Below are 16,985 nucleotides of genomic sequence, written 5' to 3'. Positions count from 1 at the left end.
CGGCGCCTTTCAGGCCCGCACCCCGGCGCCTTTCAGGCCCGCAGGGCCTGGTGCTTTCAGGGGCGCGGGGAACTGCGCGAGAAGCCCCACCGGGCCGCGGTCGACGAACGACCCACCACCGTTACCAGCGAGGCACCCGCGGTGTCACCCACCCCGGTTCGGCGACCCGCATCGCCGCCGCGTCGTCGCGGTCCCTGAGGGCTCCGTCGTCGTTCAGCCAGCGGCGGTGCAGGCGGTCCAGCTGGTCGCGGTCGAGTTCGACGCCCAGTCCGGGCGCGTCCGAGACCCGGACCGCCCCGTTCTCGAACCTGAGCCGGGAGGTGAGGACGTCCTCGGACTGCCAGGGGTAGTGGGAGTCGCAGGCGTGGTGGAGGTCGGGGACCGTGGACGCCACATGCGTCATCGCGGCCAGGCTGATCCCCAGATGCGTGTTGGAGTGCATGGACACCGCGACACCGAACGCCCGGCAGATAGCGGCGAGTTCACGCGTGCTGCGCAGCCCGCCCCAGTAGTGGTGGTCGGAGAGGACGACCTGGACGGCCCCCTTGGTGAACGCCTCCTCGATCTCGGCGACGGTCGTCACACACATGTTGGTGGCGAGCGGCACGGACGTCCCCGCGGCCACCTCGGCCATCGCGGGCGTCCCGAGCGCCGGGTCCTCCAGGTATTCGAGGAGGTCCGACAGCGCGTCCGCGACCCTGAGGGAAGTCGCCACGGACCAGGCCCCGTTGGGGTCCAGCCGCAGCGGGTGCCCGGGGAACGCCTCGGCCAGCGCGCGGACCGCCGCGATCTCCTCGTCCGGCGGGAAGACACCCCCCTTGAGCTTGAACGACGTGAACCCGTACCGCTCCTTGAACTTCCGGGCCTGCTCCACGATCCCGGCCGGGTCCACGGCCGCTCCCCAGTCGTCCTTCTCGCAGGGGACGCCCTCGGGATGTTCCGCCCACTTGTAGAAGAGGTACGCGCTGTACTCCACGCGGTCGCGCACCTTCCCGCCGAGCAGCGCGTGCACGGGCAGCCCCAGTGCCTTGCCGAGCGCGTCGAGGCAGGCGACCTCGAACCCCGACACGACCGACAGCCGCAGCTTGTCGGCGGTCTGGACACCGCGCAGCCCGCCCACGTCGACCTGCCCGGAGACCCGTGAGCCGTCGACCGCCACTTCGTCGGCGAGGGCGGACAGCCCGTTCAGATCGCCGACCGGCCGGCCGACCAGCTTCTCGGCGAACGGCCGGGCCAGTTCCAGGTACTTGGTGTCGCCGTACGTCTCACCGACCCCCGTGATCCCGTCGGCGGTGACGACCTCCACGATGAGCCGGGGGGTGTACGGCTGGTGCACGCCCTGCGTGTTCAGCAGCGGCGGGTCGGCGACCAGGATCGGGGTCAGCCGGACCTCGGTGATGGTCAGGTCGCGGGTCACAGGGCGGCTCCTACGGTCGGGACGGCGGACGCGCCGCGCGTGGGGCCGCCGACGTGGCCGCCGACGAGGTCGAGGCCCTCCGCCAGCAGCTTCTCCAGGTCCGCGAGGTCGGCGGGCGAGGGGTCGGTGAGGGGGGCGCGTACGGGGCCGACGGGACGGCCGCGCAGCCGGGCCGCCGCCTTGACCAGCGAGACCGCGTACCCGGGCCGACGGTCGCGCAGCTCGACGAGCGGGACGTAGAACCCGCGGAGCAGCCGGTCCACCGCCGTGTCGTCGCCGCGGCGCAGCGCGTCGAAGAAGGCACCGGCGATCTCGGGCGCGAAGGCGTGCACGGCGGAGGAGTAGGCGGGGACGCCGACGGCGGCGTACGCGCGGGCCTGGATCTCGGCGGTGGAGGCGCCGTTGAAGAAGAGGAAGTCCTCGGGTGCGGCGAGGGTGAGGCGCTGGAGCCGGTCGAGGTCGCTGTGGCCGTCCTTGAGGCCGACGACGTGCGGGATCCGGGCGATCCGCCGCAGCGCATCGGCGGTGAAGGCGACCTGGCCGCGCTGGTAGGCGACGAGCGGCAGATGGGTGCGGGCGGCGATCTCCTCCAGCTGCCGGACCAGGCCCTCCTGCGGGGCGGCGACCAGGTAGTGCGGCAGCACGAGCAGGGCGTCGGCGCCCGCCTCCTCGGCGATCCGCGCGAACCGTACGGCCTGCGCCCAGCCGTAGCCGATGCCCGCGACGACGGGCACCCGGCCGGCCGTGACCTCCACGGCGGCGGTCACGACCTGCCGGTACTCGTCCTCGTCGAGCGAGAAGAACTCACCGGTGCCGCAGGCGGGGAAGACGGCGCCGGGGCCGGTGGCGACCTGCGCGTCGAGGTGCGCGCGGAAGCCGTCGAGGTCGAGGGAGAGGTCGGTGCGGAAGCTGGTGAGCGGGAACGACAGGACGCCCTGCGTCATGCCGTGCCGCAGCCGCCGGACCGTGTCCGTGAAGCGGTCCGTGACCGGGCCGTTCCCCGGTTCGGCCGCCGAGTCCGTGTCGAGGCTCACGCGCATCATCTTCCTATGGAGACGTCGTCTATGTATGAAGATGGAGATTAGGTAAGTGAACGAGGAGCGTCAAGAGGCGCCACCGGCGTGCGGCGCGGCCCCGCATACGATCGGCCCATGGCGGAGACAGACGGCGCCGGGGGCGTCCGTGAGGTGAAATCGGCGGCCCGTACGGTCGAGGTGCTGGAACTGCTCGCCGCGCGCGGCGACCGCCCCGCCCGCCTCCAGGAACTGGCGGACGAACTGGGGGTCCCGCGCAGCTCGATGTACGCCCTGCTGCGGACCCTGATCGGCCGGGGCTGGGTCCGCACCGACACCACCGGCTCCCTCTACGGCATCGGTATCCGCGCCCTGCTCACCGGCACCAGCTACCTGGACTCCGACCCGCGCGTACGCGCCGTACGGCCCTATCTCGACGAGGCGTCCGAGGCGCTGGGGGAGACCATCCACCTCGCCCGTCTCGACGGCACGGACGTCGCCTACCTGGCCACCCGCGAGTCCCACGAGTACCTGCGCACGATCAGCCGCGTGGGCCGCCGCCTGCCCGCCCACGCCGGCGCCCTCGGCAAGGCCCTCCTCGCCGAACGCCCCGACAGCGACCTCCCCGAGGGCCCCTACGAGGCGCTCACCCCGAACACCCGCACCACCCGCGACGCCCTCGCCGCCGACCTCGCCGGTGTCCGCGCCCGCGGCTACGCCGTCGACCGCGAGGAGGGCGTCACCGGGATCGTCGGCTTCGGTTTCGCCCTGCGCACCGACACCCCGGCCGAGGACGCCGTCAGCTGCTCGGTCCCCCTCGCCCGCCTGACCCCGGAGCACGAGCGGCGGATCGTGGACGTCATGCGGGAGATCCGCGCGAAGATCGAGGCGACCACCCCGGGAGGGGCGGGGGCACCGGTCTGGCGCTGACGGCCGGGCCGGCCCCGAGCGGCCCCGGAAAAGCCCTACAGCACTGTCACCGCCGCGTCGTACCCTGGAAGGGGCGACACCAGCCCCACCGCGTCAAGGAGGAACCGCGGCCCCAGAGCCGGCTCATGACTCAGACACCCACAGCTCACCCCCCCGCGCAGGGCAAGGCGAGAGCACAGTTCACCGTCCCCGCGGCGCACCCCATGGTGACCGTGCTGGGTTCCGGCGACTCCCTCCTGCGCGTGATCGAGAAGGCCTTCCCGGCGGTCGACATCCATGTCCGGGGCAATGAGATCAGCGCGGTCGGCGACGCCCCCGAAGTCGCTCTCGTCCAGCGCATGTTCGACGAGATGATGCTGGTGCTCCGCACCGGACAGCCGATGACGGAGGACGCAGTGGAACGATCGATCGCCATGCTGAGAGCGAGCGAGAACGGGAACAGCGACGGCCAGGAGACCCCGGCCGAGGTGCTGACGCAGAACATCCTGTCCTCGCGTGGCCGCACGATCCGCCCCAAGACGCTCAACCAGAAGCGGTACGTCGACGCCATCGACAAGCACACCATCGTCTTCGGCATCGGCCCCGCCGGCACCGGCAAGACCTACCTGGCCATGGCCAAGGCCGTTCAGGCCCTGCAGTCCAAGCAGGTCAACCGCATCATCCTGACCCGCCCGGCTGTCGAGGCCGGCGAGCGCCTGGGCTTCCTGCCGGGCACGCTCTACGAGAAGATCGACCCCTACCTGCGCCCGCTCTACGACGCGCTGCACGACATGCTGGACCCGGACTCGATCCCGAGGCTGATGGCGGCCGGGACGATCGAGGTCGCGCCGCTCGCCTACATGCGGGGAAGAACGCTGAACGACGCCTTCATCATCCTCGACGAGGCCCAGAACACCTCGCCCGAGCAGATGAAGATGTTCCTCACCCGCCTCGGCTTCGACTCGAAGATCGTCATCACCGGTGACGTGACCCAGGTCGACCTGCCGAACGGCACGAAGTCCGGTCTGCGTCAGGTCCAGGACATCCTGGAGGGCCTGGACGACGTGCACTTCTCCCGGTTGTCGTCGCAGGATGTCGTACGGCACAAGCTCGTCGGCCGTATCGTCGACGCGTACGAGAAGTACGACAGCGAGCACGGCACCGAGAACGGCGGCCACCAGGGCGGCCGGGGCAGGCGGTCCGGGCCCAAGGGGAAGTAGACAGACACCGCACCATGTCGATCGACGTCAACAACGAGTCCGGAACCGAGGTCGACGAGCAGGCGATCCTCGACATCGCCCGCTACGCGCTGACACGGATGCGCATCCACCCCCTCTCCGAGCTGTCGGTGATCGTGGTGGACGAGAACGCCATGGAGCAGCTGCACATCCAGTGGATGGACCTCCCCGGTCCGACCGATGTCATGTCCTTCCCGATGGACGAGCTGCGTCCGCCGTCGAAGGACGACGACGAGCCGCCGCAGGGCCTCCTCGGTGACATCGTGCTGTGCCCCGAGGTCGCCGAGAAACAGGGCAGGGAAGCGGACACGCAGCACTCCATGGACGAGGAGCTCCAGCTCCTCACCGTCCACGGGGTGCTGCACCTGCTGGGCTACGACCACGAGGAGCAGGGCGAGAAGGCCGAGATGTTCGGTCTGCAGGCCGCCATCGTGGACGGCTGGCGCGCGGAGAAGGGCTTCACCGGCCCCTCCCCGGCGCCGACCGTGTCATGAGCGCGACTCTCATCGCGGGTGCCGTCGCTCTGGTGGTCGTCGCCTGGCTCGCCGCCTGCGCGGAGGCGGGCCTCGCGCGCGTCTCCAGCTTCCGTGCCGAGGAGGCCGTACGGTCCGGGCGGCGCGGCAGCGCGAAGCTCGCCCAGATCTCGGCCGACCCGACCCGCTATCTGAACCTCGCGCTGCTGGTGCGGGTGGCCTGCGAGATGGCCGCCGCCGCGCTGGTCACCTACGCCTGTCTGCAGGCGTTCGACCGGACCTGGCAGTCCCTGGCCGTCGCCATCGCCGTGATGGTCCTCGTCAGCTATGTGGCCGTCGGGGTCTCGCCCCGCACCATCGGCCGCCAGCACCCCATGAACACGGCCACGGCGGCGGCGTACGTGCTGCTGCCGCTGGCCCGGGTCCTGGGGCCCATCCCCTCGCTCCTCATCCTCATCGGCAACGCGCTGACGCCCGGCAAGGGCTTCCGGCGCGGCCCGTTCGCCTCCGAGGCCGAACTGCGCGCGCTGGTCGACCTGGCCGAGAAGGAGTCGCTGATCGAGGCGGAGGAGCGCCGCATGGTGCACTCGGTCTTCGAGCTGGGCGACACCCTCGTCCGCGAGGTGATGGTCCCGCGCACCGACCTGGTCGCCATCGAGCGCTACAAGACCATCCGGCAGGCCCTCACCCTCGCCCTGCGCTCGGGTTTCTCGCGCATACCGGTCACCGGCGAGAACGAGGACGACATCGTCGGGATCGTGTACCTGAAGGACCTGGCCCGCAAGACGCACATCAGCCGGGACGCCGAGAGCGAGCTGGTGTCCACGGCCATGCGCCCCGCCGTCTTCGTCCCCGACACGAAGAACGCCGGCGACCTGCTCCGCGAGATGCAGCAGGAGCGCAACCACGTCGCCGTCGTCATCGACGAGTACGGCGGCACCGCCGGGATCGTCACCATCGAGGACATCCTGGAGGAGATCGTCGGCGAGATCACCGACGAGTACGACCGCGAACTCCCGCCCGTCGAGGACCTCGGCGAGGACCGCTACCGCGTCACCGCCCGCCTGGACATCACCGACCTCGGGGAGCTGTACGGCCTGGAGGCCTACGACGACGAGGACGTGGAGACCGTGGGCGGCCTCCTCGCCAAGGCCCTGGGCCGTGTCCCCATCGCCGGTGCCTCCTCGGTCGTCGCCCTGCCGGACGAGCGCGACCTGCGCCTCACCGCGGAGGCCGCGGCCGGCCGCCGGAACAAGATCGTCACGGTGCTGGTGGAGCCGATCGGTCCCGCCGAGGCGCCGGAGGGGGAGAAGAAGTCCGAGTGACCCCACAGGAGTTGCGTTCCTTCTGCCTCTCCTTCGATGAGGTCGTCGAGGACTTCCCCTTCCGTCCGGAGATCTCCGTCTTCAAGGTGCTCGGCAAGATGTTCGCCCTCAGCTGGACGGACCAGCGTCCCCTCAAGGTCAACCTCAAGTGCGACCCCGAGGACGCGGTCCGGCTCCGCACCGAACACCCCGGCCTCATCGCCCCCGGCTACCACATGAACAAACGCCACTGGAACACCGTGACCCTCGACGGCGACCTCCCCGATCACCTCGCCAGGGAACTGATCGAGGACTCGTACGACCTGGTGGTGGCGGGCCTGCCCCGGGCGCAGCGGCTCCGTCTCGACCGGCCCTGAACACACCCCGTGGCGTGGTGGGCGGGCCCGGTCTCCGTATGCTCGGCTCATGACCGACAGCAGCGCGCTCGACCCCGAGGACCGCAAGATCGTGACCCTGGCCCGTTCCGCGCGGGCCCGCAACGCCGTGCCCGAGGGGGCGGCCGTCCGGGACGAGACGGGCCGTACCTATGTGGCCGGGACCGTGGCCCTCGACTCCCTGCGGCTGAGCGCGCTGCGCACGGCCGTCGCCATGGCGGTGGCCTCCGGCGCCACGTCCCTGGAGGCGGCGGCCGTGGTGACCGCCGCCGAGACCGTCTCCGACGAGGACCGGGCCGCCGTACGGGACCTCGGCGGCCCGAAGACCCCGGTGCTCCTGGCCGGACCGGACGGATCGGTGCGCACGACGCTGACGGCGGGCTGAGCGCGGGCCCGGAGTCGCCCGCCCTAGCGTGTTACGGCCGGTAACGGCCCGCCGAGCTGCGGGAAAACTCATGCGCGGGCGAGTGGACATCCGGGCCCGGCCACCGGCGAAACCGTGCGGGGCGGGACAGATCGGCCCACCCTCGCGGCCCGGCGGGCGAGTCGGCCGGTGCCGTCGGCGAACGGGTTCGGCCACTTTCGACAGCCCTGGCATCACCCGCGGACCGTCTCTTGCAATCTTGGGCCGCCCGCGTCTCAATGGAGCCGTTCTCCTGGCGGACCGTCATATTCCGCCGCGCGGCCGCGCATTGCACCTCCCCCACATGGCAACGCCCGTACCGGGACGTACGGGGCTCCCCCATGCCCCCGTGCGCCGTCCCGTACCAGGGAAGGGAATTCGCTCGATGAGACGCATACGACTCGGAGCCGCCTCGGCGCTCGTGGCGGGCACGCTGGCCGTCACCGGCCTCGCGCTCGCCCCCACCGCCGTGGCCGTCACCCCTGACGTCGCGACGATCAACGCCAGTTGCACGATCGGCGGTTCCGGAGTGGCCACGCTCACGGCCACACAGGACGGCACCTCCGCGACCGTCACCGTCACCTCCGAGGAGATCACCGCGCCGATCGCCCTCGCCGAGGACTCCATCCAGTCCACACTCACTTTCGTGAACGCGAGCGGCGGCACCGTCGCCTTCACCGGTACCGAGAACCCGGCGCTGGCCGCCGGGGACGGCGTGGAGGTCGGGCCCCTGACCGGCACCGTCGCTCCCGGAGACTCGCTGGAGGCCTTCGGCGGCTCGCTGCAGATGGTGATCTTCGGTTTCCCGGTGACCTGCACCGCAGGCGCGGCCCAGTCGCCGGGGCCGTTCGTCTTCGACTGATCCGCCGCACGCACCCGGGCCACGGGTGAGGGGTGGTGCCGCCCACCGGCGGCGCCACCCCTCACCCGCTGTTCCGCCGGCTCAGAGCGCGTCGGGACCCCGCTCGCCCGTCCGCACCCGGACGACCGTCTCCACCGGCAGTGCCCACACCTTGCCGTCGCCGATCTTCCCGGTATGGGCGGCCTTCACGATCGCGTCGATCACGGCGTCCGAGTCGGCGTCCCCGACGACGACCTCGATCCGGACCTTGGGGACGAGGTCCACCTGGTACTCGGCGCCCCGGTACACCTCGGTGTGACCGCGCTGCCGCCCGTAGCCGCTGGCCTCGCTGACGGTCAGACCGTGCACGCCCATCTCCTGCAGGGCGGTCTTGACCGCGTCGAGGCGGTACGGCTTGACGATCGCGGTGATGAGCTTCATGCCTTGGCCTTCTGGGTGGAGGACGGGGAGGACGTCGATGACGAGGACGAGACGGACGCGCCGACCGGGGCGCCATGGCCCAGGACGCCGTGATCGTATGCCGTCTCGGCGTGCACCGTAAGGTCGAGGCCGGTGTGCTCGTGCTCCTCCTCCGCGCGGAGGCCCAGCACCTTGTCGATCAGCTTCCCGATGCCGTACGTGACGAGGAAGGCGTACGTTCCGACGGCGGCCACGGCCACCGACTGCCTGCCGAGCTGGGCGAGTCCGCCGCCGTGGAGCAGGCCCTCGGGTCCGCCGGTCATCGACTCCACGGCGAAGACGCCGATCAGGACCGTGCCGACGACCCCGCCGACCAGGTGGACCCCGACGACGTCGAGGGAGTCGTCGTAGTTCAGCCGGAACTTCCAGCCCACCGCGTAGGAGCAGACGACGCCCGCGGCCAGGCCGATGACGAGTGCGCCGAGCAGGGAGACCGAGCCGCAGGACGGGGTGATGGCGACGAGACCGGCGACCGCGCCGGAGGCCGCGCCCAGCGTCGTCGGGTGCCCGTCGCGCTTCTGCTCCACGAAGAGCCAGCCGAGCAGGCCGGTGCAGCCGGCGGCGAGGGTGTTGAGGAACGTGGCGGCGGCCAGCCCGTTGGCGCCGAGCGCGGAGCCGGCGTTGAAGCCGAACCAGCCGAACCAGAGCAGGCCCGCGCCCAGCATGACCATCGGCAGGTTGTGCGGTCGCATCGCGTCCTTCTTGAACCCGAGCCGCGGTCCGAGGACCAGGCACAGCGCCAGGCCGGAGGCGCCGGAGGTGACCTCGACCGGCAGGCCGCCCGCGAAGTCGAGGGCACCGAGGCCGTCGAGGATCCAGCCGCCCGGCCCCCACACCCAGTGGGCGACCGGAACGTATACGAGCAGCGTCCACACCGGCACGAAGACCAGCCAGGCCCCGAACTTCGCCCGGTCCGCGATCGCGCCGCTGATCAGCGCGGCCGTGATGACCGCGAAGGTGAGCTGGAAGGTGGCGAAGAGGAGGGTCGGGACGGTGCCGTGGACGTCGGCGGGGCCGAGGTCGGCCATGCCGAGGTGGTCGAGACCGCCGATGAGACCTCCGAAGGCGTCGTCCCCGAAGGCGAGCGAATACCCGGCGGCCAGCCATACGACGGTGACCAGCGCGATCGACACGAAGCTCATCATCAGCATGTTGAGGACGCTCTTCGTCCTGACCATGCCGCCGTAGAAGAGGGCCAGGCCGGGGGTCATCAGCAGGACGAGGGCGGTGGCGGCGAGCAGCCAGGCGGTGTCGCCGGTGTCGACGGCCGGTGAGGCGAGGGACGCGGCGATCGGCGCGGCGAGTGGCGCGGCGAGGGTCACGGTCGGCACGGCCTTTCTCTGGCGGGGCGGGGGCTCGTCAGAGGGTGATCGGCGTGCGTTTCCGGAAGCGTACAGGTGTGTTTCGGTGACGTTTCGTTGCGTGGGGGTTTCGGAAAGCTCACCGTCGGTGCCGGGTGCGGCGGGACTCCGTGGATCAGGGAGAATGGGCGCCATGAGCGTCCGTACCCAGTCATCCGAGCAGCCGGCCGAGGCCGCCCACCGCGCCGGCTTCGCCTGCTTCGTGGGCCGCCCCAACGCGGGCAAGTCCACCCTCACGAACGCTCTGGTCGGCCAGAAGGTGGCGATCACGGCGGACCAGCCGCAGACCACACGGCACACCGTACGGGGCATCGTGCACCGGCCGGACGCCCAGCTGATCCTGGTCGACACCCCCGGTCTCCACAAGCCGCGCACGCTGCTGGGCGAGCGCCTCAACGACGTGGTCCGCGCGACGTGGGCCGAGGTCGACGTGATCGGCTTCTGTCTGCCCGCGAACGAGAAGCTCGGCCCCGGTGACCGCTTCATCGCGAAGGAGCTGGCGTCCATCAGGAAGACGCCGAAGATCGCGATCGTCACGAAGACCGACCTCGTCGAGAGCAAGCAGCTCGCCGAGCAGTTGATCGCCATCGACCAGCTCGGCAAGGAGCTGGGCTTCGAGTGGGCCGAGATCGTGCCCGTCTCGGCGGTCGCCGACAAGCAGGTGGATCTGCTGGCCGACCTGCTCGTCCCCCTCCTCCCGGAGGGCCCCGCCCTCTACCCCGAGGGCGACCTCACCGACGAGCCCGAGCAGGTCATGATCGCCGAGCTGATCCGCGAGGCTGCCCTGGAGGGCGTCCGCGACGAGCTGCCGCACTCCATCGCCGTCGTCGTCGAGGAGATGCTGCCCCGCGAGGACCGTCCCGCCGACCGCCCCCTCCTGGACATCCACGCCTTCGTCTACATCGAGCGTCCCAGCCAGAAGGGCATCGTCATCGGCCCCAAGGGCAAGCGCCTGAAGGAGGTCGGCATCAAGTCCCGCAAGCAGATCGAGGCGCTGCTCGGCACCCCGGTCTTCCTGGACCTCCATGTGAAGGTGGCCAAGGACTGGCAGCGGGACCCACGTCAGCTGCGCAAGCTGGGGTTCTGACAGCGAACCGGACGAGCGAGGGGCGCCACGACCCGCACCGGCGCCCCTTCTCGTTTACACCACTGTTCAAGTTTGACTAGAGTGGAGTGATGGGCGAGAAGACGATCCCGATCCTTCCCTGCCGGACACTCCAGCCCGTGCTGGACTTCTACGAGGCCCTCGGCTTCGAGGTGACCTTTCGACAGCGCAGCCCCAACCCGTACGCGGTGGTCGAGCGAGGTGGCATCGAACTCCAGTTCTTCGGACTGAAGGCGTTCGATCCCACCCGGTCCTTCAGCACGTGCTACGTGATCACGGACGACGTCGACGGCCTCTACACGGCCTTCAGATCCGGACTCAAGGAGACCTACGGACGGATACCGACACGGGGACTGCCACGGCTCGGACCGCTGAAGGACATGTCGTACGGCGTGCGGCAGTTCCTGCTGACCGACCCGGGCGGCAACTGCGTACGCGTCGGACAGCCCACGAGCACGGACCAGAGCCACCGGCCCGCCCCCAAGGAGACCTTCGCGCGGGCCCTGCACCACGCGTCCCTGCTGGCCGACTCGAAGGACGATCCGGCGGGCGCGGCGAAGGTGGTCGACCGGGTTCTGGCGACGGCTCAGAAGCCCGCGGAGCCCCTGCTGCTGCGGCTGCTCGTGCTGCGGGCCGACGTCGCCGTCCGGCTCGGCGACGAGGAGACGGCGACCGCCGCGCTCGCCCGGGCCGAGGCGGTGCCCCTCACCCCCGCGCAGCGGGAGACGGCCCATGACGCGCTGCTGCGGCTGGCGGACCTGCGGGGCCGGGAGCCGGTGTGAAAGGAGCCGCCGCCCAGGTTCTCCGGGGCGGCGGCGTTCCTCTCGTGCGCGGTCAGGCGGCGGCGGTGTGCGTCAGCGCGTCCACCAGGCCGCCGAGGTGGTGCGCAGGGTGTTCGTACCGCAGTGGATCTCACCCATGCCGAGGTGGTACGTCTCCCAGTCGTCGAGGTACGACACCTTCATGCCGGCGCTCGTGTACGCGGCGGTCACCGCCTCGGTGAAGATGTCCTTGCCGCCGATGACGGGACCCCACTGGCGCGGCGCCAGGTAGTGGGTGCGGCTGAGGACGATGCCGTTGACGGCGCCCGGGACGTAGGCGCTGGTCATGACGGAGGGCGCCGGGGCCGCCGGGGAGGCCGCCGCCGAGCTGTCGGGCGTGAGGGCGCCCTGGTCGGCCCGGGGGCCGTCGAGCCGGCGCTGCTGGCCGTACTCCCGTGCGGCGTCCGGGAGTTCGGAGCCGGCGCCGAGGCGGGTCAGGCGGGGGAGACGGATCTTCTCGTCGCCGCCCGACTGCGACTCGCCGACCATCTCCCGGCCCCGGGTGTAGAGGGCCGGGACGCGGACGATCTCGGCGTCCGTGACGCCCGTCTCGCGCTTGAGCACCGCGAGGTTGGCCTCGATGCGGCGCGTGGCGAGGTTGTTGTCGGAGACCAGGTGCTTGGAGCCGAGCGCCTCGGAGATGCTCTCCCAGGGCACGCCCGGGAGGGAGAACATCGACGTCGAGCCGTGACCCGCGGCCTTGGCGTCGCGCAGCAGCTTGAGCCCCGCCTCGGGGTCGGCGATCGCGATCTTCCAGCCGCGCGGGGTGTCGGCGGGCAGGAACTGCACGAACTCGTCGACGTGGCCCACGTGCAGCCAGGACGTGTCGAGGAACAGCGGGTCCTGCAGCCCCTGCGACTTCAGGAACGTCCGCATCACCTTCGCCGGCTTGGAGCCGGTGTCCGGGCGCTGGCCCATGATGATCCGGCCCGCCGGGTAGGAGCGGTCGCCCTGCGCGTACGGCGGAATGGTCTCCAGGTTGCCCATGGAGTTGAGCGTCCACTCCTCCGAGTCCTTGGCGCCCGTCACCTGCACGGCACCGATGTTCGGGCCGCGCATCTTCTCGAACAGCTCCCGGCCCGACTCCCGGTCCAGCTGGGCGGAGCGCAGCATCACCCGCATGGCCTGCCGCTTGCCGTTCGTGCCGGTCATGCTGACGTAGGCGGGCTCGACGAAGTCCTGCGCCCAGATGTCGCCGTACTTGGTGAAGTTCACCGTCGGCTGGGTGATGCCGGCGCTCTTGGCGGCCTTGTCCAGGCCCTCGCGGAAGGCGCGGTTGAGCTTGCCGTAGTTGCCGCCGGAGATCTTGGTGACCAGCATCTGCTGGGCGTTCTGCAGGTGGTGGTGGGTCAGCAGCGGGGCCACGCGCAGGGTGACGGAGTCCGCGGTGGTGCCCTTGGAGGACTTCACGGTCAGTCGGACCCGGGCCGTGCCGTCCCACTTCGCGGCGTCCCGGATCACGTCACGGGCCTCGACGCCGAACTCGACGCCCGCCTTCAGCTCGGCCCGCGAGAGCCGGGTCCTGTCCGTGACGAGCTCCCACTTCGTGCCCCGCTTGACGAAGACCCGGGTCTGCTGGGCGCCCGCCGTGATCTTCACGCTGCCCTGCGCCCCGGCGGGGACGCTCGCCATCGGTACGGACCGCACCCGGGCCAGGTCGGCGGCGTCGGCCGTGCCGTTCACCTTCGTGTCGGAGGCGTCGTTGCAGGCGGCCAGCTTGGCGTCCGAGAGGGGCTTGCCCTTCGGGCCGGTCACCGGGCAGCGCTTGGTGTCGTCGTCGATGTTGGGCAGCATCAGCGCGCCCCGGGCGACGGTCCAGCCGTTCTCGCCGGCGGTGTCGGTGGTGCCGGTGACGTCGACCGTGCCGTCCCGGTTCGTGTCCACGCGCAGATCGGTCGGGGGCGCCCCGGCCGCGAACGCCGAGGGCGCCGCCAGCGAGGGCGTCGCGAGCAGCGTGCCGGACACCGCCAGCACGGCTATCGCCTGCCGTGCGGGGCGGGTTCGGAATGGTCTGGTTGAACGCGTAGGCACGGAGCGTCCCTTCGGCGGCGAGCGTGGTCAGCACGGAAGACGTACGGAGTGGCCGATCCGTTGTCTGTGAACGGCCTGTGCCTCGCGTGATCTGGCGCACTCGCCCGCGTGATCCACCGCACGCCGCCCGTGAACTGCCTTACCCCGCCCGCCGATGCACCGCGCCGCCCCCGCGCGGGGTCTACTCCACCGAGCGGATCCGCCCCACGAACACCGCCCCCGCCAGCCCGATCACCGCCGCCACCAGATACAGCGCCCGGTAGCCGCCCAGATAGGTCACGATCGGCGCGGCCAGGACCGGGGCGGCCACCTGGGGCAGGGAGTTGGCCACGTTGATGACGCCCAGGTCCTTGCCCCGGTCGAGGGCCTTCGGCAGGACGTCGGTCATGAGGGCGAAGTCGACCGAGGTGAACACCCCGAAGCCCAGGCCGAGGAGTGCCGAGGCGACGATCGTGCCGGGCCAGGTCGGCCACAGGGCGATGACGCCGGTCGCGGCCGCCATCACCATCCCCGACCAGTACACGAACGGCTTGCGCCGCCCGACCCGGTCCGACCACACCCCGGAGACCACCACCGTCGCCAGCAGCGTCGAGGCGTTCACCACCGTGAGGATCAGCACCCCCTTCTCCGGGTCGGGATACCCGACGCGGTCCCGCAGGTAGAACAGCAGGTAGAGCAGGCCGATGCTGTTGCTCAGATTGATCAGGAAGCGCGTCAGCCACGCCCACGCGAAGTCCGGGTGGCGCCGCGGGCTCAGCCAGAAGCCGCCCAGGAACCCCCGCCACGACCACGGCGGGAGGACCGACGCCGGCAACCGCGGATCCCGGTGCCCCAGCACGTACGGCAACACGCCCACCAGGGTGAACACCGCGCACGCCGCGTACCCCGCGCCGACACCCCCGCCCAGCGTCGCCAGCCCGGTGCCGCCGACCACGCCGAGGATCTGCGCCGCCCCCAACCAGCCGCCCACCGCGCCTCGTTGGAGCCGGGGCACCCGGTCCGGGACCGCCGCCGTGACCGCCGCCCAGGACGCGTTCAGGGTCAGCTGCACCAGACACCAGCCGGCCGCCACGGTCCACAGTCCGCCCGCGCCCGCGAGCAGCAGCAGCGACACCGCCCCGCCCGCCGACCCCACGACGATCCAGGGCGTACGGCGGCCCCAGCGGGACGTCGTCCGGTCCGACAGCGCCCCGAACAGCGGGGTGGCCAGCAGCGAGACGACCGCCCCGGCGCCGGTCACCCACGCCAGCATGGACTCCTTCGACATGCCCGCGCCGGGCGCGAACTCCTCCGCCTGGGAGGCCAGCAGGATCTGCAGCGGGCCGTACCAGCCCACCCAGATCGCCCCGTTGGCCAGCGCCAGGGCGGACGTCCAGCCGCCGCCGACCCCTTCGACGGGCTCGGCGAGGGCGTCCGCCGGCCGTGTCGTGGTCACCTTCCGCCCTGGGCCCGCAGCAGGTCCCGGTACCAGGCGTACGAGGCCTTCGGGGTCCGCTCCAGCGTCTCGAAGTCCACGTGGACCAGGCCGAACCGGCGCGCGTATCCCTCGGCCCACTCGAAGTTGTCGAGCAGGGACCACACGAAGTAGCCGCGGACGTCGACGCCCGCCTCGGTCGCCTCGTGCAGCGCGCGCACATGGCCGTCGAGGTAGGCGATGCGCTCCTGGTCGTCGACGCCCTCGTAGGAGCAGCCGTTCTCGGTGATGACGACCGGGGGCAGCCGGTCGCCGTAGCGCTCGCGGAAGGTGGTGAGGAGTTCGGTGAGGCCCCCGGGGACGACCGGCCAGCCGAAGTCGGTCGTCGGGGCGCCCTCGATCTCCTTGACGGTGAACGGGAGTTCGGCCGGAATCGTGATGCCGCCGAACTCGATGTCCGCGCCCTCGGGCGCCCCGACCCGCGTCGGTGCGTAGTAGTTGACGCCGTACCAGTCCAGGGGCTCGGAGATGACCTTCAGGTCGGCCGAGACGTCCGTGCCCGGCATCAACTCCCCGATCCCCTCCGGGTATTCACCGAGAATGATCGGCTCGGCGAAGAGGCGGTTGAGGAGCAGGTCGTAGAAGCCCGCCGCCTCGATGTCCGCCTGCTCCTGCGAGGCCGCCCACGTCGGCCCGTGCGAGTTGGCGATGCCGATGTCCGTGACACCGGCCGCGCGCAGGGCCCGTACGGCCAGGCCGTGGCCCAGCAGTTGGTGGTGGGCGGCCGGGAGCGCGTCGAACATCAGCTGCTTGCCCGGCGCGTGGGTACCGAGGGCATGGCCCAGCAGGGTGTGTTCGGCGGGCTCGTTGATGGTGATCCACTTGGTGACGCGGTCGCCGAGCCGGGCGGCCACGACCGAGGCGTACTCGGCGAACCGCTCGGCGGTGTCCCGGTTCAGCCAGCCGCCCGCCTCCTCCAGCGACGAGGGCAGGTCCCAGTGGAAGAGGGTGGGCACCGGCCGCACACCCGCGCCGGCCAGCTCGTCCACCAGGCGGTCGTAGAAGTCCAGGCCGCCGGGGGAGTTCACCCGGGTCCAGGAGACCGAGAAGCGGTACGCGCCCACGCCCAGGTCGCGCAGGAGGGCCACGTCCTGCGGGTACCGATGGAAGTGGTCGCAGGCCACCTCCGCCGTCGAGCCGTCCTTGACGTGCCCCGCCTCGGCCGTGAAGGCGTCCCACACGGACGGCTCGCGCTCGGCCGCGGCCCCCTCGATCTGGTGCGCGGAGGTCGAGACGCCCCACAGGAAGTCCGCGGGGAACTGGGGTATCGGGTTCGTCGGGTTCGTCGCCATGGGCGGATCATCCGTACCACTGGTAACGGAAGTCAACGCCCGAGGGTGAAGTGCCCGTTACGCGCCCTCGGTGCCCCTCCCGGGCTGCTCACGCACCCTCCTTGAGCACCCTCCTGATCAGCTCCCGCTGCTCCTGTGTCAGCCCGGGGTCCGCGCAGTACGCCGTCCTTCCGTCCACCGTGATCTCGTAACGGAAGCCGTCCGGCACCCCGAACGGCGGCGAGCCCCGGTCGGCCGCGAGCGCGCACTCGGCCAGGGCCCGCCACTCCTCCGCATCGGGCCGTCCGGCGGTGTCCACCACCGCGTGCCGCTCGATGCCCGCGAAACCGCCCGTGCGCCGCACTTCGATACGCATGGGTCATGTCTAGTACGGATCGGGACCGGACCGCAGCACCGCGTCCTGCGGTGCACCGGGTTCCCCGATGCAC

The 16,985-nt window shown here is 71.4% G+C and carries 17 protein-coding genes; 9 read left to right on the top strand and 8 right to left on the bottom strand.

Features of this window, described 5'->3' with window-relative positions:
• Positions 1-121: 121 nt before the first annotated feature.
• Positions 122-1,417, bottom strand: a complete 1,296-nt coding sequence (locus tag STRBO_RS0132570; protein WP_005479239.1) for a glucarate dehydratase family protein — start codon at positions 1,415-1,417, stop codon at positions 122-124.
• Positions 1,414-2,457, bottom strand: a complete 1,044-nt coding sequence (locus tag STRBO_RS0132565) for a 5-dehydro-4-deoxyglucarate dehydratase (protein WP_020115425.1) — start codon at positions 2,455-2,457, stop codon at positions 1,414-1,416. The genes STRBO_RS0132570 and STRBO_RS0132565 overlap by 4 nt, the downstream gene beginning before the upstream one ends.
• 111 nt (positions 2,458-2,568) lie before the next feature.
• On the opposite strand from STRBO_RS0132565, the gene STRBO_RS0132560 reads away from it, so the two are divergent.
• The 7 genes from STRBO_RS0132560 (at position 2,569) to STRBO_RS0132530 (ending at position 8,014) form a co-directional block, all read left to right on the top strand.
• Entirely contained in the window at positions 2,569-3,360 is a 792-nt protein-coding gene (locus tag STRBO_RS0132560; RefSeq protein WP_005479235.1) for an IclR family transcriptional regulator, read from the top strand.
• 125 nt (positions 3,361-3,485) lie between these two features.
• Complete coding sequence (locus STRBO_RS0132555; RefSeq protein ID WP_028796967.1) at positions 3,486-4,559, top strand: PhoH family protein; 1,074 nt, start codon at positions 3,486-3,488, stop codon at positions 4,557-4,559.
• A gap of 14 nt (positions 4,560-4,573) precedes the next feature.
• Positions 4,574-5,071: an rRNA maturation RNase YbeY gene (ybeY, locus tag STRBO_RS0132550; protein ID WP_005479232.1), complete on the top strand. Its 498-nt coding sequence runs from the start codon at positions 4,574-4,576 to the stop codon at positions 5,069-5,071.
• Positions 5,068-6,375, top strand: coding sequence for a hemolysin family protein (locus tag STRBO_RS0132545; RefSeq protein WP_005479231.1), 1,308 nt, complete (start codon positions 5,068-5,070; stop codon positions 6,373-6,375). Before ybeY ends, STRBO_RS0132545 begins: the two co-directional genes overlap by 4 nt.
• Positions 6,372-6,731 (top strand): MmcQ/YjbR family DNA-binding protein, encoded by a 360-nt coding sequence (locus tag STRBO_RS0132540; protein WP_005479229.1) that lies wholly within the window; start codon positions 6,372-6,374, stop codon positions 6,729-6,731. Before STRBO_RS0132545 ends, STRBO_RS0132540 begins: the two co-directional genes overlap by 4 nt.
• A 49-nt stretch (positions 6,732-6,780) precedes the next feature.
• Positions 6,781-7,134, top strand: coding sequence for a hypothetical protein (locus STRBO_RS0132535; RefSeq protein WP_005479227.1), 354 nt, complete (start codon positions 6,781-6,783; stop codon positions 7,132-7,134).
• 403 nt (positions 7,135-7,537) lie between these two features.
• On the top strand, positions 7,538-8,014 hold the full coding sequence (locus tag STRBO_RS0132530; protein ID WP_005479225.1) for a hypothetical protein: 477 nt from the start codon (positions 7,538-7,540) through the stop codon (positions 8,012-8,014).
• Positions 8,015-8,095: 81 nt separating this feature from the next.
• On the opposite strand, the gene STRBO_RS0132525 is transcribed toward STRBO_RS0132530, so the two are convergent.
• Positions 8,096-8,434: a P-II family nitrogen regulator gene (locus tag STRBO_RS0132525; RefSeq protein WP_005479223.1), complete on the bottom strand. Its 339-nt coding sequence runs from the start codon at positions 8,432-8,434 to the stop codon at positions 8,096-8,098.
• On the bottom strand, positions 8,431-9,804 hold the full coding sequence (locus STRBO_RS0132520; RefSeq protein WP_005479221.1) for an ammonium transporter: 1,374 nt from the start codon (positions 9,802-9,804) through the stop codon (positions 8,431-8,433). Before STRBO_RS0132520 ends, STRBO_RS0132525 begins: the two co-directional genes overlap by 4 nt.
• Positions 9,805-9,958: 154 nt before the next feature.
• On the opposite strand from STRBO_RS0132520, the gene era reads away from it, so the two are divergent.
• Positions 9,959-10,921 (top strand): GTPase Era, encoded by a 963-nt coding sequence (gene era / locus STRBO_RS0132515; RefSeq protein ID WP_005479218.1) that lies wholly within the window; start codon positions 9,959-9,961, stop codon positions 10,919-10,921.
• 89 nt (positions 10,922-11,010) lie between these two features.
• Positions 11,011-11,721 carry a bleomycin resistance protein gene (locus tag STRBO_RS0132510; RefSeq protein ID WP_020115424.1) on the top strand — a complete coding sequence of 237 codons (711 nt, stop codon included), beginning with the start codon at positions 11,011-11,013 and terminating at the stop codon, positions 11,719-11,721.
• Between the two features lie 72 nt (positions 11,722-11,793).
• On the opposite strand, the gene STRBO_RS0132505 is transcribed toward STRBO_RS0132510, so the two are convergent.
• The 4 genes from STRBO_RS0132505 to STRBO_RS0132490 all read right to left on the bottom strand — a co-directional run bounded on the left by STRBO_RS0132505 (position 11,794) and on the right by STRBO_RS0132490 (position 16,912).
• A complete protein-coding gene (locus tag STRBO_RS0132505) occupies positions 11,794-13,734 on the bottom strand; it encodes a protein-arginine deiminase domain-containing protein (RefSeq protein WP_005479215.1) in 1,941 nt (646 codons plus the stop codon).
• Between the two features lie 238 nt (positions 13,735-13,972).
• Complete coding sequence (locus STRBO_RS0132500; protein WP_005479212.1) at positions 13,973-15,226, bottom strand: MFS transporter; 1,254 nt, start codon at positions 15,224-15,226, stop codon at positions 13,973-13,975.
• On the bottom strand, positions 15,223-16,557 hold the full coding sequence (locus tag STRBO_RS0132495) for a GH1 family beta-glucosidase (RefSeq protein ID WP_005479210.1): 1,335 nt from the start codon (positions 16,555-16,557) through the stop codon (positions 15,223-15,225). Before STRBO_RS0132495 ends, STRBO_RS0132500 begins: the two co-directional genes overlap by 4 nt.
• A gap of 88 nt (positions 16,558-16,645) precedes the next feature.
• A complete protein-coding gene (locus STRBO_RS0132490) occupies positions 16,646-16,912 on the bottom strand; it encodes a protealysin inhibitor emfourin (protein WP_020115423.1) in 267 nt (88 codons plus the stop codon).
• Between the last annotated feature and the right edge of the window lie 73 nt (positions 16,913-16,985).

Source organism: Streptomyces bottropensis ATCC 25435 (assembly GCF_000383595.1).
GTDB lineage: Bacteria > Actinomycetota > Actinomycetes > Streptomycetales > Streptomycetaceae > Streptomyces > Streptomyces bottropensis.
The sequence above is the reverse complement of the archived record's forward strand: the minus strand, read 5'-3'. Positions and strand labels throughout refer to the sequence as shown.